16 protein-coding genes and 4 tRNA genes are annotated in these 23,724 nt (G+C 72.2%); 11 read left to right on the top strand and 9 right to left on the bottom strand.

Annotated features, from left to right (window positions below):
- Window positions 1-114 precede the first annotated feature (114 nt).
- The 3 genes from ACIPSE_RS16930 to ACIPSE_RS16920 all read right to left on the bottom strand — a co-directional run bounded on the left by ACIPSE_RS16930 (window position 115) and on the right by ACIPSE_RS16920 (window position 3,588).
- Entirely contained in the window at window positions 115-2,265 is a 2,151-nt protein-coding gene (locus ACIPSE_RS16930) for a DEAD/DEAH box helicase (protein ID WP_401663031.1), read from the bottom strand.
- A gap of 362 nt (window positions 2,266-2,627) precedes the next feature.
- On the bottom strand, window positions 2,628-3,152 hold the full coding sequence (locus ACIPSE_RS16925) for a hypothetical protein (RefSeq protein ID WP_401663029.1): 525 nt from the start codon (window positions 3,150-3,152) through the stop codon (window positions 2,628-2,630).
- A gap of 85 nt (window positions 3,153-3,237) precedes the next feature.
- A complete protein-coding gene (locus tag ACIPSE_RS16920; protein ID WP_401663027.1) occupies window positions 3,238-3,588 on the bottom strand; it encodes a metallopeptidase family protein in 351 nt (116 codons plus the stop codon).
- A 215-nt stretch (window positions 3,589-3,803) separates the two neighbouring features.
- Here ACIPSE_RS16920 and ACIPSE_RS16915 point away from each other — a divergent pair, with 215 nt between their 5' ends.
- Both ACIPSE_RS16915 and ACIPSE_RS16910 read left to right on the top strand, forming a co-directional pair.
- A complete protein-coding gene (locus ACIPSE_RS16915; RefSeq protein ID WP_401663025.1) occupies window positions 3,804-5,429 on the top strand; it encodes a metallophosphoesterase in 1,626 nt (541 codons plus the stop codon).
- A gap of 48 nt (window positions 5,430-5,477) precedes the next feature.
- Window positions 5,478-5,553, top strand: a tRNA-Glu gene (locus tag ACIPSE_RS16910).
- Window positions 5,554-5,677: 124 nt separating this feature from the next.
- On the opposite strand, the gene ACIPSE_RS16905 is transcribed toward ACIPSE_RS16910, so the two are convergent.
- A complete protein-coding gene (locus ACIPSE_RS16905; protein ID WP_401663023.1) occupies window positions 5,678-6,565 on the bottom strand; it encodes a hypothetical protein in 888 nt (295 codons plus the stop codon).
- Between the two features lie 7 nt (window positions 6,566-6,572).
- Window positions 6,573-6,947: a hypothetical protein gene (locus ACIPSE_RS16900; protein WP_401663021.1), complete on the bottom strand. Its 375-nt coding sequence runs from the start codon at window positions 6,945-6,947 to the stop codon at window positions 6,573-6,575.
- Window positions 6,948-7,031: 84 nt separating this feature from the next.
- Here ACIPSE_RS16900 and ACIPSE_RS16895 point away from each other — a divergent pair, with 84 nt between their 5' ends.
- The 7 genes from ACIPSE_RS16895 to ACIPSE_RS16865 all read left to right on the top strand — a co-directional run bounded on the left by ACIPSE_RS16895 (window position 7,032) and on the right by ACIPSE_RS16865 (window position 17,075).
- Window positions 7,032-11,579: a CHAT domain-containing protein gene (locus ACIPSE_RS16895; RefSeq protein WP_401663019.1), complete on the top strand. Its 4,548-nt coding sequence runs from the start codon at window positions 7,032-7,034 to the stop codon at window positions 11,577-11,579.
- A 188-nt stretch (window positions 11,580-11,767) separates the two neighbouring features.
- Window positions 11,768-11,842, top strand: a tRNA-Asp gene (locus tag ACIPSE_RS16890).
- 23 nt (window positions 11,843-11,865) lie between these two features.
- A tRNA-Phe gene (locus ACIPSE_RS16885) sits at window positions 11,866-11,939 on the top strand.
- A 67-nt stretch (window positions 11,940-12,006) separates the two neighbouring features.
- Entirely contained in the window at window positions 12,007-12,369 is a 363-nt protein-coding gene (locus ACIPSE_RS16880; RefSeq protein WP_401663017.1) for a hypothetical protein, read from the top strand.
- Window positions 12,370-12,445: 76 nt separating this feature from the next.
- Window positions 12,446-16,420 (top strand): ATP-dependent RNA helicase HrpA, encoded by a 3,975-nt coding sequence (hrpA, locus tag ACIPSE_RS16875; protein WP_401663015.1) that lies wholly within the window; start codon window positions 12,446-12,448, stop codon window positions 16,418-16,420.
- 94 nt (window positions 16,421-16,514) lie between these two features.
- Window positions 16,515-16,589 (top strand) — tRNA-Asp (locus ACIPSE_RS16870).
- 294 nt (window positions 16,590-16,883) lie between these two features.
- On the top strand, window positions 16,884-17,075 hold the full coding sequence (locus ACIPSE_RS16865; protein WP_401663013.1) for a DUF6274 family protein: 192 nt from the start codon (window positions 16,884-16,886) through the stop codon (window positions 17,073-17,075).
- Window positions 17,076-17,516: 441 nt separating this feature from the next.
- On the opposite strand, the gene bldC is transcribed toward ACIPSE_RS16865, so the two are convergent.
- On the bottom strand, window positions 17,517-17,723 hold the full coding sequence (bldC, locus tag ACIPSE_RS16860) for a developmental transcriptional regulator BldC (protein ID WP_003949541.1): 207 nt from the start codon (window positions 17,721-17,723) through the stop codon (window positions 17,517-17,519).
- Window positions 17,724-18,275: 552 nt separating this feature from the next.
- Window positions 18,276-19,118: a hypothetical protein gene (locus ACIPSE_RS16855; protein ID WP_401663011.1), complete on the bottom strand. Its 843-nt coding sequence runs from the start codon at window positions 19,116-19,118 to the stop codon at window positions 18,276-18,278.
- A 223-nt stretch (window positions 19,119-19,341) separates the two neighbouring features.
- Here ACIPSE_RS16855 and ACIPSE_RS16850 point away from each other — a divergent pair, with 223 nt between their 5' ends.
- Together ACIPSE_RS16850 and ACIPSE_RS16845 are read left to right on the top strand one after the other, a co-directional pair.
- A complete protein-coding gene (locus ACIPSE_RS16850) occupies window positions 19,342-20,439 on the top strand; it encodes a Leu/Phe/Val dehydrogenase (RefSeq protein WP_401663009.1) in 1,098 nt (365 codons plus the stop codon).
- Between the two features lie 299 nt (window positions 20,440-20,738).
- The gene (locus ACIPSE_RS16845) at window positions 20,739-20,996 is read left to right on the top strand and encodes a DUF3073 domain-containing protein (RefSeq protein ID WP_401663007.1); all 258 of its coding nucleotides are present in this window, start codon (window positions 20,739-20,741) and stop codon (window positions 20,994-20,996) included.
- A gap of 73 nt (window positions 20,997-21,069) precedes the next feature.
- On the opposite strand, the gene purM is transcribed toward ACIPSE_RS16845, so the two are convergent.
- Both purM and purF read right to left on the bottom strand, forming a co-directional pair.
- The gene (purM, locus tag ACIPSE_RS16840) at window positions 21,070-22,137 is read right to left on the bottom strand and encodes a phosphoribosylformylglycinamidine cyclo-ligase (RefSeq protein ID WP_401663005.1); all 1,068 of its coding nucleotides are present in this window, start codon (window positions 22,135-22,137) and stop codon (window positions 21,070-21,072) included.
- A gap of 41 nt (window positions 22,138-22,178) precedes the next feature.
- On the bottom strand, window positions 22,179-23,708 hold the full coding sequence (gene purF, locus ACIPSE_RS16835; protein ID WP_401663003.1) for an amidophosphoribosyltransferase: 1,530 nt from the start codon (window positions 23,706-23,708) through the stop codon (window positions 22,179-22,181).
- Between the last annotated feature and the right edge of the window lie 16 nt (window positions 23,709-23,724).

Raw genomic sequence — 23,724 nt, 5'->3', positions numbered from 1 at the left:
CGCGATAGTTGGTTTTCGCAACGGGACAGACGCCGAAGGGCCCGCACGACCGGAGTCGTGCGGGCCCTTGCGGGGGTGTTTCTCGGGAAGAGCCTCGCCGAGGCTCAGCCCGGGTCAGCCGTTGCGCTTCCAGCGGGGCTTGTCGTCGCGGCGGCCGAAGGACGACGAGGAGTTGCCGCCGGTGCCGCGGTGGTCGTCGCGGCGGCCGTGGGGACGGTCGTGACCGGCGGAGCGGAAGCCCGGGCGGTCGTCGCGGCGGTCGCGGTTGAAGGGACGGTCGCTGCCACGGTGGCCGCCACGGTCGTCACGGCGGTCGAAGGAACGGGCCGGACGGTCGTCACGGCGGAAGCCGCCACGGTCGTTGTCACGACGCTCGAACCCACGGTCGTCACGGTCGCGGTTGAACGGACGGTCTCCGCCACGCTCGCCACCACGGTCGTCGCGGCGGTCACGGTTGAACGGGCGGTCGCCGCCACGGTCGTCACGGCGGTCGAAGGAACGGGCCGGACGGTCGTCGCGACGGAAGCCGCCACGGTCGTTGTCACGACGCTCGAACCCACGGTCACCGCGGTCGCGGTTGAAGGAACGCTCGCCACCGCGCTCGCCACCACGGTCGTCGCGGCGGTCACGGTTGAACGGGCGGTCGCCGCCACGGTCGTCACGGCGGAAGCCGCCACGGTCGTTGTCACGACGCTCGAAGGAACGGGCCGGACGGTCGTCACGGCGGAAGCCGCCACGGTCGTTGTCACGACGCTCGAACCCACGGTCGGTGTCCTGCGCGACGGGCTGCTCGGGCGCGGACGCCTCGGCGGCCTCGGCGGCGGCCACGGCCTCCGCCTGCGCCTCGGCGACGGCGGCCTCGGGGTCCTCGCCCCGCTCACGGGCGACGCGGGCCACGAGACGGTCCGCGTCCTCGCGCAGTTCGGCGGCGCGGCGCTGGGCGCGCTCCAGCTGCTTGGCGAGGGAGGAGACCTCACGCTCGGCCTGCTGGGCGGCGTTGCCCGCGGACTCGGCCTGGACCTCGGTCATGGACCGGGCGCCGGTGATCTCGGCGACCTCCGGCTCGAAGGCCGTGCCGCCCTGGATGATGTGCCGGCCGGCGTCGACGCCCGCGTCCTCCATGAGGCGGAAGATCTGGCGGCGCTGGTGCGGCAGGGACAGGGAGACGACCGTGCCGGTGCGGCCGGCGCGCGCGGTGCGGCCCGCGCGGTGCAGGTAGTCCTTGTGGTCGCCGGCCGGGTCCACGTTCAGGACCAGGTCGATGCCGTCGACGTGGATGCCGCGGGCGGCGACGTCGGTGGCGACGAGCGCGTTGACGTACCCGTCCTTGAAGTCGGCCAGCGTCCGGGTGCGGGCGCCCTGGGTCATGCCGCCGTGCAGCGCGTCGGCCTTCACACCGGCCTCGCGCAGCTGCTCGGCGATGCGGTCGGCGCCCAGCTGGGTGCGGACGAAGATGATCGTGCGGCCCTTGCGGGAGGCGATCGCGGCGGTGACCGGCGCCTTGTCCTTGGGCTTCACGATGAGGATGTGGTGGGACATGGTCGTCACGGCGCCCTGGGCGGCGTCGACCTCGTGGCTGACCGGGTCGACCAGGTAGCGCTTGACCAGCGTGGAGATCTCGTTCTCCATGGTGGCGGAGAACAGCATGCGCTGGCCGCCGGCCGGGACCTGGTCGAGGAGCTCGGTGACCTCGGGCAGGAAGCCCAGGTCGGACATCTGGTCGGCCTCGTCGAGGACGGCGACCTCGACGTTCTCCAGGGAGCAGGCGCCGCGGTTGATGATGTCGCGCAGACGGCCCGGGGTGGCGACGAGGATGTCGACGCCGCGCTCCAGGGCGTAGATCTGGTTGCCCATCGACGTGCCGCCGCAGACGACCTTCATCTTGAGGCCGACGACGTCGCCGTAGGGCTGGAGGGCGTCCGCCACCTGCATGGCGAGCTCACGGGTCGGGGTGAGGATGACCGCGCGGGGCTTGTGACGCTCGGTGCGACCGCCGGCGAGACGCGCCAGGGTCGGCAGACCGAAGGAGAGGGTCTTGCCGGAGCCGGTGCGGCCACGGCCGAGGATGTCCTTGCCGGCCAGGGCGTCCGGGATGGTCGCGGCCTGGATCGGGAAGGGGGTGGTCACGCCGTTCTGCGCGAGCTTGCGCACGACGCCCTCGGGGAGACCGAGGTCCGCGAAGGTGACCGTGGGGGTCTCCTCGGCGGCCGTCTCGTTCTCGCCGTTCTCGGGCACGACGACGTGATCAGTACTGGAAATGGACATGCGTATGCGAAACCTTCCGGAGTCTCGTCGGCACGCGCCCGTCAACTCCGTGAATTCGCAATAAGACCGCCTCAATGCGGTCAGCCACGGCAAGGGAGAGAACGCGCCACGCGGCGCTCTCTGCTTTGGCGCCGGGCAAATGGGATCAAACGATCTACCACCTTACGCACCTGCCACGGGCGAAGGCAAATCAAGTCTGCGGCATTTGACGTAAGTCACATCCACGGACACAGCCACGGACACGGCCACGGACGCATCCACGGCACATCCGTGGGCACGTCGGTGGACATGTCCACGGACGCACTCATGGTCCCACGCGGTCCCACCCGCGGGCACCTCCACGGCCGCGTCCGCCGCCACCGCTACGCCGGTGTGCCCGCGGCCGGGGCCGGCTCCCGCTGCACCAGCTGCGGCTCGGTCTCCGGATGCGCGGAGGAGGACGGCTCGGCGCTGGGCGTGTCCGGGGGCGAGGGCTCGGTGGTGGGCGTCGGGGTGGGCTCCGGGTCCGGCGTCCTGGTGGGCGTCGGGTCGGCCTTGGTGGGGGTGGGCCGGCCGGGCTGTCCGGGCTGGGTCGGTTCGGCGCCCGTGGACGGGGAGGCGCCGGGCGAACCGGACGCGGAGGCGGAGGGCGAGGCGGACTCCGCGCCGTCCTCCTGCCCCTTCTTCCTCCCGTGCTTGCCGTCGGCCCCGGCGGCCCCGAACCCGCCCGAGCCGCCGCCGGACACCGCCTGACCGCCGTCGGGCGCGTCACCGCCCTCGCGGCCCGTCGAGTGGCTGGGCCTGGCGCTCCTGCCGCCGTCGTCGTCGCCCACGCTCATGCAGCCGGCGGCCGCGGCGACGGCCATCACCGTGGCGGCCAGACGGACGGGTACGTACAAGCGGCGCACGGGCAGCCACCTCCGAGGGCGGTGTGAAGGAGTCGCCCTGCCCAACTCCCGCCGCCCGCAAGAGGACACGCGTACGTACGGGCGGTCAGCCCCAGCCGAGCTCGTGCAGCCGCTCGTCGTCGATGCCGAAGTGGTGGGCGATCTCGTGGATGACGGTCACCGCCACCTCGTGCACCACGTCGTCCTCGGTCTCGCAGAACCGCAGCGTGGGCCCCATGTAGACGGAGATCCGGTCGGGCAGCACGCCCGCGTACCACTCGCCCCGGTCGGTGAGCGGCGTCCCCTCGTAGAGCCCGAGCAGCTCCGGGTCGTCCGCCGGAGGTTCGTCCTCGACGAACACGGCCACGTTGTCCATGACCCGCGTCAGCTCGGGCGGGATCCGGTCCAGGGCCTGGCTCACGAGCTCTTCGAAGGCTTCGCGCGTCATCTCCAGCACAGAGCCATTGTCAGGGACGGAACGCCTCCGGCGGAGCCCGCCGGGCCAGCGGAGGCACGGGACGCGGAACCCGGAGCCCCACGCGACCCCCGCCGGAGCCCCACGCGACCACCGCCGGGGACCGCCAGGGACCGCCGGGAGCCGCCGGCCGGGGCGCCGGGGCCCGTCGGGAACCGGGCCGCATATCCGTCCGCCCAACCGGGCATACGCGACCAATGGCTCGCGTCCCCGTCGCCGTCCTGACCGCTCTGACCCGTGTACGCCGCGCGCCCCGCGGCCTCGTCCGCCGATACCGCGCTCACCGCCCGCCGCCCGCCCCGGAGCTCGTCCACCGGCCCCACCCCTGGGCCCGCGCACTCGGTCTGACCACGGTCGTGCTGTGCGGGGCGTGGCTGGGGCTGCTGGTCGTCGGCAACGTGCGGGCGCCCGTCGGGCCGATGGACACGACGATGACCCTGCGCCCCTCCCTGACCGGCGGCACGAAGATCAACGTGTCGCCGCTGGGCGCCCTGCACCTCGACAGCCACCACGCCCCCGTGCGCCTGGACGTCAACGTCGACCAGCTCGACCCGGTCCGCGCACAAGCCCTCGTCGACCACCCCGAACGCATCTCCGGCCTCCAGGAGGAGGTGGCCCAGGACGTCGAGCACGGCACCCTCGACCTGGCCCTGCGCAGCTGCGTCGCCGTCGTCACCGGGGCCACCGCGCTCGGCCTCGCCGTCTACCGCCGCCCGCGCCGCGCGCTCGCCGCCGGCGGTCTCGCCCTCACCCTGCTCGCCGCGTCGGGCGGCACGGCGTACGCGACCTGGAACCCGGACTCGGTGCTCCAGCCCCGCTTCTCCGGCCTGCTCTCCTCGGCGCCGTCGCTGGTGGGCAACGCGCGCAGCATCGTCACCGAGTTCGACGTCTACCAGAAGGAGCTGGCCCGGCTGGTGACGAACGTGACCAAGCTGTACGACGTCACGTCCACGCTCCCGGCCTACCAGCCCGACCCGACGACCCTGCGGGTGCTGCACGTCTCCGACATCCACCTCAACCCGGCGAGCTGGAAGATCATCGCCTCGCTCGTCGAGCAGTACCAGGTCGACGTGATCGTCGACTCCGGCGACACCATGGACCACGGCACCGCCGCCGAGAACGGCTTCCTCGACCCGATCCAGGACCTGGGCGCCCCCTACGTCTGGGTGCGCGGCAACCACGACTCGCGGATCACCCAGCGCTACCTGGAGCGCATGAAGAACGTGCGCGTCCTCGACGACGGCCGGGCCGTGACCGTCGCCGGGCTGCGCTTCGCCGGGCTCGGGGACCCCCAGTTCACCCCCGACCGCAGCGAGGGGTCCGGCACCGAGGAGACCCAGGAGGCCGCGGGCGCCCGGCTCGCAGCGAGCCTGCGCGACTGGACGACCGCCGGGAAGCCGGTCGACGTCGCCGTGATCCACGAGCCCTCGGCGGCCCGCGAGGTCGACGGCTCGGTCCCGCTCGTGCTCTCCGGGCATCTGCACCACCAGGAGATGGAGGTCATGGACAACGGCACCCGGCTGCGCGTCGAGGGCTCCACCGGCGGCAGCGGACTGCGCGCCGTCGAGGGCAGGTACCCCGACCCGATCGAGGCGTCGATCCTCTACTTCGACCGCGACACCCGGCGCCTCCAGGCGTGGGACGAGATCAAGCTCGGCGGGCTCGGCCTCACCACCGCCGAGGTGAGCCGCCATCTGCCCGAGGAGAACCTGCCGGGGGCCACGCCGACACCGGGTCCGAGCCCCACGCCGAGCCCCACGCCGAGCCCCGCACCGAACCCCACGGCGACCGGGACACCCCGCCCCGCGCCCAGCCCGTCGTAAACCGTTTTGGCGATCGCTCCCGGCATCCCATATGCTGCTCTCGTTCTTGCCCTCATCGTCTAGCGGCCTAGGACGCCGCCCTTTCAAGGCGGTAGCACGGGTTCGAATCCCGTTGGGGGTACCACAAGTGACCCGTTCCTTCCCAGGAACGGGTTTTCGCGTTTCCCGCGCCCGCCGGGCCGCCCCTCACGTGTGCTCGCGCCCGTCCGGCTCCCCCTCGGCCGTCCTCGCGCCCGTCCGGCTCCCCTTCACGCGTGCTTGCGCAGATGCGCCGTCACCCGCGCCCCCACCTGCGGCGTCAGCCGTGACCGCGCCGGTACGTCGAAGCCGAGCCGGCGGGCGAGCAGCGCGCCCCGCAGGTCGAAGGCCGCCTCGGTGAGATGGGCGACGGTGTCCACGGCCGCCCGGGTGCGCCGCAGGCCCACCGCGAACAGGCCCGCGGCCACCGCCGTCGCGGGCCACCAGCACAGCGCGGGCAGCAGGGTCAGCACGCCCCAGCCGCACAGCGCGACGGCCGCGTCCAGCTCCGTGCGGGCGGCCCGCAGCGCCTCCTGTTCGGCGGGCAGCAGGACCAGCCACAGCCGGGGCCAGCCGAACACGACGTCCAGCCGGTACCAGCCCCACACCCGCGCGTCGACCGCCCGCAGCCGGTCCCCGCACCAGGTGGGCCGCCGCGGCGGCACCAGCGCGACGGCGTTGCGGCGGGCGGCGAGCGCGTCGAGCCGGTCGGGCACGGCCGGCCCCTCGAGTTCGGCGCGGTACTCCGCCTCGGCGGCCTCCCAGCGCGCGGCGCGCGCGGCTGTCAGCCGGCGGGCCGGCCGGTCCAGGGCGCGTGGCCAGGGGTCGAACCAGAGCCGGCCCAGTGCGGCGGCGGCGCCCCGCGCGGCGAGCCCGGCGGCGGCCGACAGCACCGGCAGCACGACGACGGCCAGCAGCCACACCGACGACACGGTCCGCCCGCCGATCGGCCCGCCCCGCTCCGTCAGCGCGGTCAGCCGGCCGGGATCGGCCCAGTGGGTGTGGCCCAGCCGGCAGGCGGCGGCCGTCCCGGCGACGTACAGCGTCCCGGGCAGCAGGAGCAGCGTGACCCAGCGCTCGGCGTACTTGCGGCCCAGTTCGGCGAGGACGGTGTTCACGCCGGGCTCAGCCGAACCTCAGCGGGCGGCCGTGCAGCGCGCACAGCGGCAGGTCGTCGCCGGGGCGGGGCCGTTCCACCCGCGAACAGATGTCCACCGGGCACCGGTAGTGGCCGGGGGCGACGTGCCCGGAGGCGTCGACGCCGTGCACCGGGACCAGGGCGCCGCCGGACTGGCCGGGGACGTTCCGGCCGGTGCCGGGCCGGTCCGGGCCGAGCGGGTCCAGGAGGCCGAGCGCGCGCAGCCGGTCCTCGACCGGTTCACCGCGCCGGGCGGCGGCCAGCAGCTCCTCCATCGCCGGGCCCTCACCGAGGTCACGGGCGGCGGACCGCAGTCCGGGAAGCTCCCGGCACAGTGCGCCCAACAGCTCCGGCATCTCCACGAATTCCTCTCCTCCCCCGGGGAGTTGATGAATCATCATGATGCACACAAGCACAGCGCACGCGGCGGCCGACGGGGGCGGACGATGCGGAACGAGGACATCTGGCGACGCCTCGAAGGACTCGCCGAGCGGCTCGGGCAGCGGCTGGACGCCTTCGTCACCGACGGCGACGCGCAGGCGGTGCTCGACCCGGCCGCCGTCACCGAGGCGGAGGAGCTGAGCCAGGCCGCCCTGGTCACCCCGGACGGTCCCACCGAGCCCGTCCACGTCCTCGACCGGGACCTGCTGCGGGGGCTCGCCCAGCTGTTCCACGCCCGCTGCACCCTGCACCGCACCGAGACCCCGGAGACCGTCGAGGAACTGGGGTTCGCGGTGATGCTCTACGCGGTGCTGGGGCGGATCGCGCCCGAGGAGGTGCCGCAGGAGGCGCAGGAGCTGATCGCCGGGATGAAGGTCCCGGCCGTGCGGGAACTGGGCCCCGAGACCAACCGCGCCCTGGAGTCGTTCGTCCGCTGGCAGGCCGGCGGCGACCCGGCCGCGCTCGCCGAGGCGATCTCCGTGTGGCGCACCGCCGTCGAGATCCTGCCCGGCTGGTTCAACGGCCGCGCCATGATGCTGTCCAACCTGGGCAGCGCGCTCCGCTTCCGTTTCACGGTCCAGGGCACCCTGCCCGACCTGGAGGAGGCGGTCGTCCTCGGCCGGGAGGCCGTCCGGGCCGCGCACCCCGGCGATCCGGCCCTGTGCCTGTACCTGGCCAACCTGTCCGGCGCGCTGAGCCTGCACCACGGCTTCGCCGGCCGCGACCCCGCGGTGCTGGACGAGGCCGTCGAGACGGGCGCCGAGGCCGTGCGGGTGGCCCCCGAGCCGCACTCCCTGTTCCACTCCAACGCGGGCATCGCCCTGCTGATGCGGTACGAGACGACGTCCGACCCCGCCGATCCGGACCGGGCGGCCGAGCAGTTCGGGCTCGCCGTGCGCCGCGCCGAGCGCACGGACCCGCAGCGCCCGCTGTACCTGTCGAACCTGGCCCGGGCGCTGCACCAGCGGTACGGGCGCCATCACCGGGCGGCCGACCTGGACGGGGCCGCCGACGCCGCCCGCGAGGCCGTGGACGGCTGCCCGCCGGGGCACCCCCTGCGGGCCTCCGCGCTCTCCGCGCTCGGCGACATCCTGCGCTCCCGGGCGAACCGGACCGGGGCGTCCGCCGACCTGGACGCCGCCGTCGGCACCGGGCGCCAGGCGCTGGACGCCGTGCCGGCCGCGCACGCCGACCGGGACGGCGTGGCCGAACGGCTGGCCCTCGCCCTGCGGGACCGGTTCGGGCACACCGGACGGCGCGCGGACATCGACGAGGCGGTCACCCTGCTGGGGGACCAGGTCCGCGAGGGCAGCCCGCCCGAGCTGTTCTTCAACCTGTGCTCGGTCCTGCTGGCCCGGTTCCACGCCACCGAGGACCCGGCCGACGCCGACGCCGCGATCGACGCCGCCCGGCGCGGGCTGGGCGGCGTCGCCGCGGGCACCGCCCACCGCGGTCTGCTCCTGGGCGGCCTCGGCGAGGCCCTGCGCCGGCGGTCGCAGCGCACCGGCTCCGCCGAGGACATCGAGGCGGCCGTCGAGGCCCTGCGCGAGGCCCGCGCCCTGCTCACCGGCTTCCACCCCACCGCCGTCGCCAAGTGCCTGTCGGAACTCGGCCTGGCGCTCGGCCGGCGCCACCTCCTCACCGGCGACCCGGCCGCCCTGGACGAGGCCGTCGACGTCTTCCGCGAGGCCGTACGGCACCCCACCGGGACCCCGGAACAGGTCGTCGACGAGTCCCACCTCGCCGGGACGCTGCTGCTGCGCCACGGCGTCACCGGCGCCGACGGCGACCTCGACGAGTCCGTGCGCCTGAGCCGCGGCGCCCTGGAGCGCCTCCCCGACGAGAGCGGCCCGCACGCCGCGCAGGTCCTGTTCAACCTCGGCCGCGCCCTCCAGGCCGTCCACCAGCGCGACGGCGGCCTCGCCCCGCTCGACGAGGCGGTCCGGCGGCTGGAGGGCGCCCTGCGGGCCGGGCGCGCCACCGGTTCCCCGCGGTACTCCGACGCCGGCCACGCCCTGCACCTGTCCAACCTGGGGGCGGTGCTGCGGGTGCGCGCCGAACGCCTCGGCGACCGCGCCGACCTGGACCGCGCGGTCGAGCTGAGCCTCCAGGCGGTGGACGCCCTGCCCGCCGGTCACCCCGACCGGGCCACGTATCTCACCAACGTCTGCACCGCCCTGACGGTCCGCTACACCTGGGCGGGCGACCAGCGGGACCTCACCGAGGCGGTCCGGACCGCCCGGGAGGCCGTCGCCGGCACGGCCGCCGCCGAGACCGGCGCGCTCGTCGTCCATCTGACGAACCTGGGGTCGGTCCTGCGCCGCCGCCACGAGTGGTCGGGGGCGCTGGCCGACCTCGACGAGTCCGTGGAGGCCCACCGCGCCGCCGTGGCCGCCCTGCCCCCGGCGCACGTGGACGCCGCCCTGCACCACGGCAACCTCGCCGTCGCCTTCATGTCCCGCTACGAACGCGCCGAGGACGCCGCCGACCTCGACGCCGCGATCCGGGCCGCCCGCGCCGCGGCCGACGGGGTCGGCGACGAGCACCCGCAACGCCCCAACCACCTGTCCAACCTCGGCCGCGCCCTCGGCCACCGGTACGAGAGCCAGGGCACGCCCGGCGACGCCGACGAGGCCGTCGACCGGCTGCGGCACGCCGTGCGCCTGTGCCCGGCCGGTCATCCGCAGCGCTCCTTCTACCTCGTCAACCTCGTCACCGCGCTGCTCGCCCGCAGCGGCGGCATCGACCCGCGCACCCCGCGCGACGACGCCGCCGCCGAGGACGTCGCGCGGGCCGCGCTCGCCGCCCGCGCCGCCCTGCGCGCCGTGCCCGGGGACCATCCGCAGCGCCAGATGTGCCTGAGCGCCCTCGGCGTCGCGCTGGTGCTGCGGGCCACGCTGGACCCCGACGAGGAGACCGCCGAGGCCGACCGGCAGCTGGCCTACGACCTGCTGCGCGAGGCCACGACCGTCACCGTCGCCCCGTCCTTCGGCCGGTTCCGGACGGCCGTGGCCTGGGCCCGGGCGGCCTCCCTGAACGGTGACTGGACCGACTCCCTCGACGCCCATCGCGCCGCCGTCGCCGAACTCCCCCTGATGGCCTGGCACGGCCTGGACCGCCGGGACCGGCTCGACGCCCTGGGCAGCGCGGCGGGCCTGGCCGGCGAGGCCGCCGCGGCCGCCCTGAACTGCGGACGCCTCCAGGAGGCGCTGCGCCTGCTGGAACAGGGCCGCGGTGTTCTCCTGGCCCAGGCCCTGGACGCCCGCGACGAGATGGCCGAACTCCGGGAACGCGCCCCCGAGGCGGCCACCCGCATCCGCGAGATCCGCGCCCTGCTGGAGCACCCCGGCGCGCAGGCCACGTCCCCCGAGCACCGGGACAGGACCGCGGAACTGGCGCGCGAACTGGACGAGTTGACCGCCCGGGTCCGTGAACTGCCCGGCCTGGAGGACTTCCTGCGTCCGCCCTCCCTGGAGCGGCTGCGCACCGCCGCCGCGCACGGCCCGGTCGTCATCGTCAACACGAGCTTCCTGCGCTGCGACGCCCTGATCGTCACCGCCGACGACGTGCACGCCGTACCGCTGCCCGGCCTCGGGCTGACCGGGGACGACGGGCTGGCCGAGCGGACCGGGGCGCTCCTGGAGGCGCTGGCCGCGGCGGGCCGTTCCGCGGCGGACACCTGGCGGGCCCGGCAGCTGCTGACCCGCACCCTGGCCTGGCTGTGGGACACCGTCGCGGGCCCCGTCACCGAGGCCCTCGCCCGCCTCGACGCCGGGGAGCGCCTGTGGTGGTGCCCCACCGGCCTGCTCTCCCTGCTCCCCCTGCACGCGGCGGGCCACTACGACGAGGACGGCGACCGCAACCTCCCCGACCGGTACGTCTGCTCGTACACGACGACGCTGCGCGCGCTGGCGGCCGGGAACTCCGCCGCGGCGGACGAGGAGGAGGACGGGCGGCTGCTCGCCGTCGACCAGTCGGACACCCCGGGGCTGCCTCCCCTGCCGCACGCCCGCCAGGAGATCGAGGACCTGACGAGCGCGCTCGGCGGCGCCGCCACCGTCCTGGCCGGCGCCACCGCCACCCGGGAGCGACTGCTGTCCGCGCTGCCCGCCCACCCCTGTCTCCACTTCTCCGGGCACGGCACCCAGGACCCCACCGACTCGGCGGGCGGCGCGCTCTATCTCCACGACCACGCGACGGCGGGCCCGCTGACGGTCGCGGACATCTCCCGGCTGCGGCTGCGCCGGGCGCGGCTGGCGTATCTGTCGGCCTGCGAGACGGCACGGGGCGCCGCCGTGCTGCCCGACGAGGCGGTCCATCTGGCCGGGGCGCTGCAACTGGCGGGCTTCACGCATGTCGTGGCCGCCCAGTGGGTCGTCGACGACGCCCGCGCCACCCAGGTCGCCGAGACCTTCTACGGCGGACTGCGCTCGGGTCCCGCGCTCGCCCCCGACCGCGCGGCGCACGCGCTCCACGAGGCGGTCGGCCGGCTGCGCCGGCAGCCGGACGCGCATCCCCTGTGGTGGGCGGCGTTCGTCCACACCGGCCCCTGAATAATTCGTCCACACCGGCCCCTGAATAAGCGGTGCGGGACACCTGCGGAGCTCTGATATGCTGATCCAGCGACATCGGGCACCGACAAAGTGCAGGTCAGCCAAGGGAAGTCAGCTTCCTGAGAGCCTGGCCAGATCCACTTTGAAGACCTGGTTCGCTCTGTGCGACACTGTCGTACGCAACGCCTGGTCCTGTGGAGCAGTTTGGAGTGCTCGCCACCCTGTCAAGGTGGAGGCCGCGGGTTCAAATCCCGTCAGGACCGCTGAAGTTCCTCGTGAACTTCGTGGCTGGGTAGCTCAGTTGGTACGAGCGATCGCCTGAAAAGCGATAGGTCGCCGGTTCGACCCCGGCCCCAGCCACTCAGTACGAAAACCCCTCCGGGCCACCGGAGGGGTTTTCGTCGCTTCGGCGAGAAGGACGAGGGCGATGGCGGCACAGGGGGACCGGGTCGAGGTGGCCCGGGCGCGGTACGGACTGTTCGCGGTTCTCTTCAGCAATCTGGCGATCGCCGTGGTGGCGGTCGTCGGGGTGTGGCGGCTGGACGGCGACAAGGCGGTGATCGTGGGGGTGCTCACCGCGGCGTTCACCGCGGTGAGCAGCATGACCACCGCGTATCTGGGCATCAAGGCCGTCTCCAACACCGCCAAGTCCATCGCCCTGGAGGAGACCCGCAGGCGCCGCGAGGCCGAGACGCCGGTGCCGGTGCCGGTGCCGACACAGCCGCAGCCGCAGCCGCAGCAAGGGCAGGGGCAGCCCCAGGGACAGCCCCGGAGCGAGCCGCAGGTGTAGCCGCGGAGGCGGCCCGGACCGGCGGGGGCAAAAGGGTTCGCCAGGGATTTCCCCGGGATGAGATCCTGGATCGCGTATGTCTACGCATCCCGCCCCCGGCGCCCCGAGCTTCGGCACCCTCGCCCCCCGCCTGACCGAGCTGTCCCTGCGTGAGTCGCAGCGGCTCGGGCGCAGGCTCGAAGGCGCACGCAAGATCCGCAAGCCGGAGGCCAAGGCCGCCGTCCTCGCCGAGATCGAGGCCGAGGTGGCCCGCGCCGAGGAACGGATCGCGCTGCGCCGCGAGCGCGTGCCCGCCGTCAGCTATCCCGAGCAGCTGCCCGTCAGCCAGAAGAAGGACGCCATCGCGGAGGCCATCCGCGATCACCAGGTCGTCATCGTGGCCGGTGAGACCGGGTCCGGGAAGACCACCCAGATCCCCAAGATCTGCGTGGAGCTCGGCCGGGGCGTGCGCGGCATGATCGGGCACACCCAGCCCCGCCGGATCGCCGCCCGTACGGTCGCGGAGCGGGTCGCGGAGGAGCTGCGGACGCCGCTCGGCGAGGCCGTCGGCTGGAAGGTCCGCTTCACCGACCAGGTGAACCAGGACGCCACGTTCATCAAGCTGATGACCGACGGCATCCTGCTCGCCGAGATCCAGACCGACCGCGAGCTGCGCGCCTACGACACGATCATCATCGACGAGGCCCACGAGCGGTCCCTCAACATCGACTTCCTGCTCGGGTACCTGGCCCAGCTGCTGCCCCGCAGACCCGACCTGAAGGTCGTCATCACCTCGGCGACCATCGACCCCGAGCGGTTCTCCCGGCACTTCGGGGACGCCCCGATCATCGAGGTCAGCGGGCGCACGTATCCCGTGGAGGTGCGCTACCGGCCCCTCCTGGAGGAGGACTCGGACGACTCCGACCGGGACCAGATCACCGCGATCTGCGACGCCGTCGAGGAGCTCCAGGGCGAGGGCCAGGGCGACATCCTGGTCTTCCTCTCCGGCGAGCGGGAGATCCGGGACACGGCGGACGCGCTGGAGAAGCGCTACCCCCGCGCCGGAGGCACCCATCGGCAGGGCGTCGAGGTGCTGCCGCTGTACGCCCGGCTGTCCCACGCCGAGCAGCACCGCGTGTTCCAGCCGCACACCGGGCGCAGGATCGTTCTGGCCACGAACGTCGCCGAGACGTCCCTCACCGTGCCCGGCATCAAGTACGTCATCGACCCGGGCTTCGCGCGGATCTCCCGCTACAGCCATCGCACCAAGGTCCAGCGGCTGCCGATCGAGGCGATCAGCCAGGCCAGCGCCAACCAGCGCAAGGGCCGCTGCGGCCGTACGTCCGACGGTGTGTGCATCCGCCTCTACTCCGAGGACGACTTCCTCGCCCGCCCGGAGTTCACGGACGCGGAGATCCTGCGCACCAACCTCGCCTCCGTCATCCTCCAGATGACCGCGGCCGGCCTCGGCGACATCGAGAAGTTCCCGTTCATCGACCCGCCGGACCACCGCAACATCCGCGACGGCATGCAACTGCTCCAGGAACTCGGCGCGATCGACCCGGCCGAGAAGGACGTGCGCAAGCGGCTGACCGACACCGGCCGCAAGCTGGCCCAGCTGCCCGTGGACCCGCGCCTGGCCCGGATGGTCCTGGAGGCCGACAAGAACGGCTGTGTCCGCGAGGTCATGGTCATAGCGTCGGCCCTGTCCATCCAGGACCCGCGCGAGCGCCCTGCCGACAAGCAGACCCAGGCCGACCAGCAGCACGCCCGCTTCCGGGACGAGACGAGCGACTTCCTCGCCTACCTCAACCTGTGGCGCTACCTCCGCGAGCAGCAGAAGGAGCGGGGCTCGTCGTCCTTCCGCCGGATGTGCAAGCAGGAGTACCTCAACTTCCTGCGCATTCGCGAATGGCAGGACATCTACACCCAACTGCGCACCGTCGCCAAGCAGATGGGCATCCATCTCAACGAGGACGACGCCGCCGACCAGAGCGTGCACGTCTCCCTGCTGGCCGGCCTCCTCTCCCACATCGGGATGAAGGACGTGAAGGACGGCAACAAGAACGAGTACCTGGGCGCCCGCAGCGCCAAGTTCGCGATCTTCCCGGGCTCCTCGCTCTTCAAGAAGCAGCCGCGTTTCGTGATGTCGGCCGAGCTGGTGGAGACCTCCCGCCTGTGGGCCCGCGTCAACGCGAGGATCGAACCGGAGTGGGTCGAGCCGCTCGCCGGGCACCTGCTGAAGCGGACCTACTCCGAGCCGCACTGGGAGAAGGACCAGGCGGCCGTGATGGCCTACGAGAAGGTCACGCTGTACGGCGTGCCGATCGTCGCCCAGCGCAAGGTCAACTACGGGCGGATCGAGCCGGAGATCAGCCGTGAGCTGTTCATCCGCAACGCGCTCGTCGAAGGCGACTGGCGCACCCACCACAAGTTCTTCGCCGACAACCGCAAGCTGCTCAGCGAGGTCGCGGAGCTCGAACACCGGGCCCGCCGCCGGGACATCGTCGTCGACGACGAGACCCTGTACGACTTCTACGACCAGCGCGTTCCCGAACACGTCGTGTCCGGCGCCCACTTCGACTCCTGGTGGAAGCGCAAGCGGCACGAACAGCCCGAGTTCCTGGACTTCGAGCGGGAGATGCTCATCCGGGAGTCCGCGGAGGCGGTCACCAAGGCCGACTACCCGGACTCCTGGCGCCAGGGGCAGCTCACGTTCCGGGTGACGTACCAGTTCGAGCCGGGCGCGGACGCCGACGGTGTGACCGTCCACGTCCCGCTCCAGGTCCTCAACCAGGTCACCGACGAGGGCTTCGACTGGCAGATCCCGGGCCTGCGGGAGGAGCTGGTGACGGAGCTGATCCGGTCCCTGCCCAAGCCCATCCGCCGCAACTACGTCCCCGCCCCGAACTTCGCCCAGCGCTTCCTGGCCGCGGCGGTGCCCTTGCGGGAGCCGCTGACGACCACCATGGCGCGCGAGCTGAAGCGCATGGTCGGTGTCCCCTTCGAGGCCGAGGACTTCGACTGGGCGCGCGTCCCCGAACACCTGCGCATCACCTTCCGGATCGTCGACGAGCGGCGCCGCAAGCTCGCCGAGGACAAGGACCTGGAGACGCTGAGGCTGCGCCTGAGGCCGAAGGCGCGCCAGGCGATCTCCCAGGCCGCCGCGGCGACCGCCTCCCGCGAGGGCGGCGAGTCCCTGGAGCGTTCGGGGCTGACGGACTGGTCGATCGGCACCCTCACCCGTGTCTTCGAGACGCGCCGCGCGGGCCAGCCGGTCAAGGCGTACCCGGCCCTCGTCGACGACGGCGACACCGTCTCCGTGCGTCTCTTCGACACGGAGGCCGAGCAGGCCGAGGCGATGTGGAAGGGCACCCGCAGGCTCGTCCTGCGCAACATCCCGGTGAACCCGGCCAAGTTCGCCTCCGAGAAGCTCACCAACCCGCAGAAGCTCGCCCTGTCCGCCAACCCCCACGGGACGATCCAGGCCCTCTTCGACGACTGCGCGATGGCCGCCGCCGACAAGCTGATCGGCGACTTCGGCGGCCCCGCATGGGACGAGGAGTCGTACCGGAAGCTGTACGACAAGGTCCGCGCGGAGATCGTGGACACCACGGTCCGTACGGTGGGGCAGGTCCAGCAGGTGCTCGCCGCCTGGCATGCCTGCGAACGGCGCCTGAAGGCGGTGAGCAGCCCGGCGCTGCTCGCCAACCTGACGGATGTGCGCAAGCAGCTCAACGCCCTGGTGAAGCCCGGCTTCGTGACCCTGACGGGGCTGCGCCGGCTGCCCGACCTGATGCGCTACCTGGTCGCGGCGGACCGCCGTCTCCAGCAGATGCCGACCGGCGTCCAGCGGGACACCACCCGCATGGAGAAGGTCCACGAGATGCAGGACGAGTACGCCTGGCTCCTCGAGCAGATGCCGCAGGGCCGCCCGGTGCCGTCCACGGTCCTGGACATCCGCTGGATGATCGAGGAGCTCCGGGTCAGCTATTTCGCCCACGCGCTGGGCACGGCGTACCCCATCTCGGACAAGCGCATCGTGAAGGCGATCGACGCCGCCGTACCGTGACCGGCCCTGCACACCGGGTGAGTTCGACTGGTGGGCACCGGCTCCTGTAGAGTCTCTTCTCGCAGCGCAACGCACGAATCGCACTGCGAAACCTGGTCCTGTGGAGCAGTTTGGAGTGCTCGCCACCCTGTCAAGGTGGAGGCCGCGGGTTCAAATCCCGTCAGGACCGCAGCAAAGGCCCGGATCTTCGGATCCGGGCCTTCTTGTGTTGCCCCTGAGCCCTCGAGCCTCCCAGGGACCACCCGCAACTCCCCTTCCACCGGCGGCGGCTGTGCGGCCCTCTCGAACTCCCTCCCGGGGTGCCGGACTTCTTACCGCCCCCGAGGGCCGAAAGGCCGCGCAAGGCGCCCCACAGGGCCGCGCGCGGCACGGCTCATGCGGTCGGGGCATCTTGACTCCGTCACATTCGCTCGGTACCCAGAAGACAGGGCCCCGTTCCCCGTGCGGCCCGTGGAGGTGGCGCATGGCGGCTTCGGCACGGCACGAGACGCGGGCGTTGCTCCGCGCGCACCTGTCAGCCGCCTCCGCGTACCGCCATCGGACCCACCACTGTCCGGTCTGCCGTCAGCTGCTGCGTCTGGCGATGGCCTCGCCCCCCGGCACCGCCGAGGTCCCCGACGAGCCGGCCGGGGACGAGAGTCCCGCCCCCGCGTGACCGACGCAGGCCCCAACACCCTTGCCCCCGTGGGACGCTGGAACGCGAGGCTCCTCTAGCGCACCCTCGACGCGAGCGACAAGGACTCTGGCATGTGACGGGTGTCACCGCATGAGTTTTTGAAACCTGGGTTCTTACACCTCGCCTACAACAGGTCAATTTAATATGTGCAATTGCACTACCTCGGAGGGCATACCGACAGGGTCCGACAAGGCCACACACAGACCCCCTTGTCACGCTGCCCCCACACGCACGCACGCACACAAAAAAGATCGCGCTGGACTCGGCGGAGTCCAGCGCGATCCACGACACACCCTGTGATGTTCTGGGAAGTACTTGGGCGTGGGTCCCGTTGGGGCGGTTCCCGCGTCGCTTGGAGCTTTGGTCACGGACATCTCGGCACGTTGGGGGACCTGCCGGTTTGCCCGCTATTCAGTTGGTTCAGGCCTCGCTGCGCTGCTGCGGGATGCCCGCGAGCAGTGCACGGACCTCCGCCTCGCGGTAGCGGCGGTGCCCGCCGAGCGTGCGGATCGAAGTGAGCTTTCCGGCCTTCGCCCACCGCGTGACCGTCTTGGGGTCGACGCGGAACATGGTGGCGACCTCAGCCGGGGTCAGCAGCGGCTCGGCATCAGGGGTGCGAGCGGTCATGAGCGGCCTCCTCGGGAGAACCGATCGTTCTCGGTTCTTTCCTCTAAATTCTGCACCTTGACCCGCGTTGCCCGAAATGGCGGACGCGAGTCGAGTCGGTTATAGGACGAACGGCTTGTCCTCGGCACTACAACTACACCATCCGTCCAGCCGCGTCGGCCAAACCGATGGAATTGCCCCCCAGGTGTTCATCGGCGACGGAAGCCGATGGACCATGCCATAGCGGACAGTCACGCCACTGTGACGATCAGTCACAGGGCGATCAGGAGTCACCAGACCCCCCAAAGCGGAACCTCCCCCGGGCCCCTTGTCCTATTTTGGCACGAGGAGGGGGAAGAGGCGCAAGAGCCGGGTACGTGCGGTCCGTCACGCTTGACACACAGTGAGGCGAACGCCCGGATAGGGACCTACGTCCCTTGTTGGCGGGACATCAGGGGAAACCCGAGAACACGCTGTGCGAGGACGAAACCCCAAAACGGGCGTCAGGTCAAACGCCAGTTCGCGACCGGGCAGCCCACCAAGGCCCCACCGGGTGACCCGCGTCACACCCCGTCAGTTCGCCGAACGCCGGTCCCGCACCGAGCGCCACCGCTCAACGAGCCGCGCGTACGCCTCCCCGGCGCCGGCCCCGTCGCCCTTGCGCAGCGCCTCGACGCCCGCGGCCACGTCCGCCGCCGAGTGGTCGTCCTCCAACTCGCCCGCGGGCAGGGCGTGCACCAGCCCGCCGTAGTCCAGCTCGACATGGGAGCGGGGGTGGAACTCCTCCAGCCAACGCCCCACGTCCACCAGGCCGTCGATGAGCGGCCCCTCGTCGAGGGTGTCCTTCAGGGTGCGCAGCGCCCGCGCCACGCGCCGCCGCGCCTGCACCATCGGGGTGCGGTAGCGCAGCATCGGCGGGACGTCGGCCGTCCCCTTGTCGTAGCGCCGCTCCTCGTCGCCGACCAGGACGAACCAGTGCAGCGGCACCTGCCAGGTCGAGGTGCGGATCCAGGGCCGGGCGTCCGGGTTGCGCAGCAGCCAGCGCTCGTAGTCCTGGGCGGCCTGTCGGCGCACCACCTCGGGCAGCACGGCCTCCAGGACCGGCCCGGGCAGCTCCCCGGCCAGCTCACCGAGCGCCTGCCAGCCGCGCAGCCGGGTCCGCCACGGGCAGACGCAGACGATCCCGTCGACCTCCAGGACGAACGCGTCCGCGCTCTCGTGCACCGGCACCGGGACGGGCGGGGTGGGCAGCAAGTCGGCCAGGGAGCGCCGCAGTTCGTCCTGGTACGAGGGACGGTCCGCCCGGCGGGCGTAGCGCGTCCAGTGGCCGCGCTCGGGCTCCGGGAAGGCCGCCAGCGGCTCGTACACACGCAGATAGGTCGCGTACGGGACGACCACCGAGGACACCTTGGGCACGCCTGCTCCATCCCCCGCCCACTGTCAGGAAAACCTGCGGAACCCGCTCACAAACGGGCGGGAAATCTATGCAAATCGTCGCACGGGCGCACCCCTGGGGTGGGTGATCCTGAGCACGGCGAGCTGGGCTCGAGGGCCCAGGCCCTAATCTCGTGCCCACAGCGCCCGCCACCTTCACGGGAGCTGGTCTCCAACCGCCGCTACGCATCCAGGAGTCACCACAGTGACCGAAGTATCAGCCGGCGTCCTGCACACCCTGTTCCACTCGGACCAGGGAGGCCATGAGCAGGTCGTGCTCTGCCAGGACCGTGCCAGTGGCCTCAAGGCCGTCATCGCCCTCCACTCCACCGCGCTCGGCCCCGCTCTGGGCGGCACGCGCTTCTACCCGTACGCCGACGAGGAAGCGGCCGTCGCGGACGCGCTGAACCTCGCGCGCGGGATGTCGTACAAGAACGCCATGGCCGGCCTGGACCACGGCGGCGGCAAGGCCGTGATCATCGGCGACCCGGACCGCGACAAGAGCGAGGAACTGCTCCTCGCCTACGGCCGCATGGTCGCCTCGCTCGGCGGGCGCTACGTCACCGCCTGCGACGTCGGCACGTACGTCGCCGACATGGACGTCGTCGCCCGCGAGTGCCGGTGGACGACCGGACGCTCCCCCGAGAACGGCGGCGCCGGCGACTCGTCCGTGCTGACGGCCTTCGGGGTCTACCAGGGCATGCGGGCCAGCGCGCGGCACCTGTGGGGCGACGCCTCGCTCGCCGGGCGCAAGGTCGGTATCGCGGGCGTCGGCAAGGTCGGCCACCACCTGGTCGGGCATCTGCGGGCCGAGGGCGCCGAGGTCGTGATCACGGACGTGCGCGAGGAGGCCGTCGGGCGGATCCTCGCGGCGCACCCGGACGGGGTGACGGCCGTCGCCGACACCGCGACCCTGATCCGGGTCCGTGACCTGGACGTCTACGCGCCCTGCGCGCTCGGCGGCGCCCTCAACGACGACACCGTCCCCGCGCTGACCGCCAAGGTGGTCTGCGGCGCGGCCAACAACCAGCTCGGCCACCCGGGGGTGGAGAAGGACCTCGCCGACCGCGGCATCCTCTACGCGCCGGACTACGTGGTGAACGCGGGCGGTGTCATCCAGGTCGCCGACGAGCTGCACGGCTTCGACTTCGACCGGTGCAAGGCGAAGGCGGCGAGGATCTACGACACCACGCTCGCCATATTCGCACGTGCGAAGGCGGACGGGATTCCGCCGGCCGCCGCGGCCGACCGGATCGCGGAACAGCGCATCCACGAGGCGGACGCGGCGCGCCGGGCCCGCTGACCGAGGGCTCCGGCCGGGGAGCGGTCCGGTACCCGCCGGCGGGCACTTGGAGAGAACTCTCACTCCCGTCGGCGGGTCGGCCGCCAAGAAGTGGTTAAAATCGCGGTTGACCAGCGGGTACAGGGCATCCCGAGGGTCGTCGGTCCAGGCACGTCCTGTGGGCGACGTACCGTATGGGCGTGGGCTCAGGTACCGTGGAAGCCCTACGGACCGGTCTCTCCACGGAGAGCCCGTTCCAGATCATGAACGCGTGTCAAGACTCTGGGGCCACCGAGCCCCGTATCCGAGGGGGTCGAGCCATGGGGCGCGGCCGGGCAAAGGCCAAGCAGACGAAGGTCGCCCGCCAGCTGAAGTACAGCAGCGGCGGGACTGACCTGTCGCGTCTGGCCAATGAGCTGGGCGCTTCGACTTCGAGCCAGCCGCCGAATGGCGAGCCGTTCGAGGACGACGAAGACGAAGAAGACGACCCGTACGCCCAGTACGCGGATCTCTATAACGACGACGACGAGGACGAGGACGACGAGTCCGGTCCCACGTCGCAACGCCGCGGCGCTTGACGCATCAGCTGTGCTCGACCCGGTCCGGGGTGGCCACCACCACCGGACCGGGTTTTGCGCTGCCTCGTGCGCCTCAGCTCGCGTAGTCGCCCACGAGCTCCGCGCCCGTGGTGTGCTCGCCGCGCTCGGTGATCTCACCGGCGACCCAGGCCTCCACACCGCGGTCGGCCAGCGTCGCGAGCGCCACGTCGGCGGACTCCTCGGGCACGATCGCGATCATGCCCACGCCCATGTTGAGCGTCTTCTCCAGTTCCAGGCGCTCGACCTGCCCCGTCCTGCCGACGAGGTCGAAGATCGGGGCCGGGGTCCAGGTGGAGCGGTCGACGATCGCGTGCAGGGTGTCCGGGATCACACGGGCCAGGTTGGCGGCCAGACCGCCGCCGGTGACGTGGCTGTACGCGTGGACGTCCGCCGTGCGCGTGAGCGCCAGGCAGTCCAGCGAGTAGATCTTGGTCGGCTCCAGCAGCTCCTCGCCGAGGGTGCGGCCCAGTTCGTCGATCCGCGCGTCCAGCGAGAGCTTGCCCTGGTTCAGCAGGACGTGCCGGACGAGCGAGTACCCGTTCGAGTGAAGCCCGGACGCCGCCATGGCGATGACCGCGTCACCCGTCCGGATACGATCCGCGCCCAGCAGCCGGTCGGCCTCCACGACGCCCGTACCGGCGCCGGCGACGTCGAAGTCGTCCTCGCCCAGCAGGCCGGGGTGTTCGGCGGTCTCACCGCCCACCAGGGCGCAGCCGGCCAGCACACAGCCTTCGGCGATGCCCTTGACGATCGCGGCGACCCGCTCGGGGTGGACCTTGCCGACGCAGATGTAGTCGGTCATGAACAGCGGCTCGGCGCCGCACACCACGATGTCGTCCATGACCATCGCGACCAGGTCGTGGCCGATGGTGTCGTACACGCCGAGCTGCCGGGCGATGTCGACCTTGGTGCCCACGCCGTCCGTGGCGGAGGCGAGCAGGGGGCGCTCGTAGTTCTTGAGGGCGGAGGCGTCGAAGAGTCCGGCGAAGCCGCCGAGGCCGCCGAGGACCTCGGGGCGCTGCGTCTTCTTCACCCACTCCTTCATGAGCTCGACGGCGCGGTCGCCGGCCTCGATGTCGACGCCCGCGGCTGCGTAGCTGGCACCAGTTGTCTCAGACATGACGGTGAGAACTTTCGTGTCGTACTGCAGGTGATACGGGCTTACGGGCGACGGATGGCGTCGGCCGCGGCCGTGGCGGCAGGACCGGCCGCCAGCTCGGTCTCCAGAAGCTGCTTGCCGAGCAGTTCGGGGTCCGGGAGCTCCATCGGGTACTCGCCGTCGAAGCAGGCGCGGCACAGGTTCGGCTTGGCGATGGTGGTCGCCTCGATCATGCCGTCGATGGAGATGTAGGAGAGGGAGTCGGCGCCGAGCGAGGTGCCGATCTCGTCGATCGTCATGCCGTTGGCGATCAGCTCGGCGCGGGTGGCGAAGTCGATGCCGAAGAAGCACGGCCACTTCACCGGCGGCGAGGAGATCCGGATGTGGACCTCGGCCGCGCCCGCCTCGCGGAGCATGCGCACCAGGGCCCGCTGGGTGTTGCCGCGGACGATCGAGTCGTCGACGACGACCAGGCGCTTGCCCTTGATGACTTCCTTCAGCGGGTTCAGCTTCAGCCGGATCCCGAGCTGGCGGATGGTCTGCGAGGGCTGGATGAAGGTCCGGCCGACGTAGGCGTTCTTGACGAGTCCGGCGCCGAACGGGATGCCGGAGGCCTCCGCGTAGCCGATGGCGGCCGGGGTGCCGGACTCCGGGGTCGCTATGACGAGGTCGGCCTCGACCGGGGCTTCCTGCGCGAGCTTGCGGCCCATCTCCACCCGGGAGAGGTACACGTTCCGCCCGGCGATGTCGGTGTCGGGGCGGGCCAGATAGACGTACTCGAAGACACAGCCCTTGGGCTTCGCTTCCGCGAATCGCGAGGTGCGCAGGCCGTTCTCGTCGATGGCGACGAACTCGCCCGGCTCGATCTCGCGGACGAAGCTGGCGCCGCAGATGTCGAGGGCGGCGCCCTCCGAGGCGACGACCCAGCCGCGCTCCAGACGGCCGAGGACCAGCGGGCGGATGCCCTGCGGGTCACGGGCGGCGTAGAGGGTGTGCTCGTCCATGAAGACGAGCGAGAAGGCGCCGCGGACCTGCGGGAGGACGGTGTGGGCCGCCTCCTCGATGGTGAGCGGCTTGCCGTCCTCGTCGACCTGGGCGGCCAGCAGGGCCGTCAGCAGGTCGGTGTCGTTGGTGGCGGCGACCCGGGTGGCGCGGCCGTTGCTGTCCTTGGGGAGGTCGGCGACCATCTCGGCGAGCTGCGCCGTGTTGACCAGGTTGCCGTTGTGGCCGAGCGCGATCGAACCGTGCGCGGTGGCGCGGAACGTCGGCTGGGCGTTCTCCCACACGGAGGCCCCGGTGGTCGAGTAGCGGGCGTGACCGACCGCGATATGACCCTGGAGCGAACCGAGAGAGGTCTCGTCGAAGACCTGGGAGACGAGTCCCATGTCCTTGAAGACGAGGATCTGGGAGCCGTTGCTGACCGCGATACCCGCGGATTCCTGGCCCCGATGCTGGAGGGCGTAGAGCCCGAAGTAAGTGAGCTTGGCGACCTCTTCACCCGGAGCCCAGACACCGAAGACGCCGCAAGCGTCCTGGGGGCCCTTCTCGCCGGGGAGCAGATCATGATTGAGTCGACCGTCACCACGTGGCACGGCTCCGAGTGTAGGC

This window comes from Streptomyces sp. NPDC090106 (assembly GCF_044747265.1).
GTDB lineage: Bacteria > Actinomycetota > Actinomycetes > Streptomycetales > Streptomycetaceae > Streptomyces.
This window is presented reverse-complemented; position numbering and strand designations above follow the sequence as displayed.

Bases quoted from the DNA above. Each gene is read 5' to 3' on its own strand.
- ACIPSE_RS16930 (WP_401663031.1), bottom strand. From the start codon at position 2,265: ATGTCCATTTCCAGTACTGATCACGTCGTCGTGCCCGAGAACGGCGAG.
- ACIPSE_RS16915 (WP_401663025.1), top strand. From the start codon at position 3,804: ATGGCTCGCGTCCCCGTCGCCGTCCTGACCGCTCTGACCCGTGTACGC.
- ACIPSE_RS16895 (WP_401663019.1), top strand. From the start codon at position 7,032: ATGCGGAACGAGGACATCTGGCGACGCCTCGAAGGACTCGCCGAGCGG.
- ACIPSE_RS16880 (WP_401663017.1), top strand. From the start codon at position 12,007: ATGGCGGCACAGGGGGACCGGGTCGAGGTGGCCCGGGCGCGGTACGGA.
- hrpA (WP_401663015.1), top strand. From the start codon at position 12,446: ATGTCTACGCATCCCGCCCCCGGCGCCCCGAGCTTCGGCACCCTCGCC.
- ACIPSE_RS16865 (WP_401663013.1), top strand. From the start codon at position 16,884: ATGGCGGCTTCGGCACGGCACGAGACGCGGGCGTTGCTCCGCGCGCAC.
- bldC (WP_003949541.1), bottom strand. From the start codon at position 17,723: ATGACCGCTCGCACCCCTGATGCCGAGCCGCTGCTGACCCCGGCTGAG.
- ACIPSE_RS16845 (WP_401663007.1), top strand. From the start codon at position 20,739: ATGGGGCGCGGCCGGGCAAAGGCCAAGCAGACGAAGGTCGCCCGCCAG.
- purM (WP_401663005.1), bottom strand. From the start codon at position 22,137: ATGTCTGAGACAACTGGTGCCAGCTACGCAGCCGCGGGCGTCGACATC.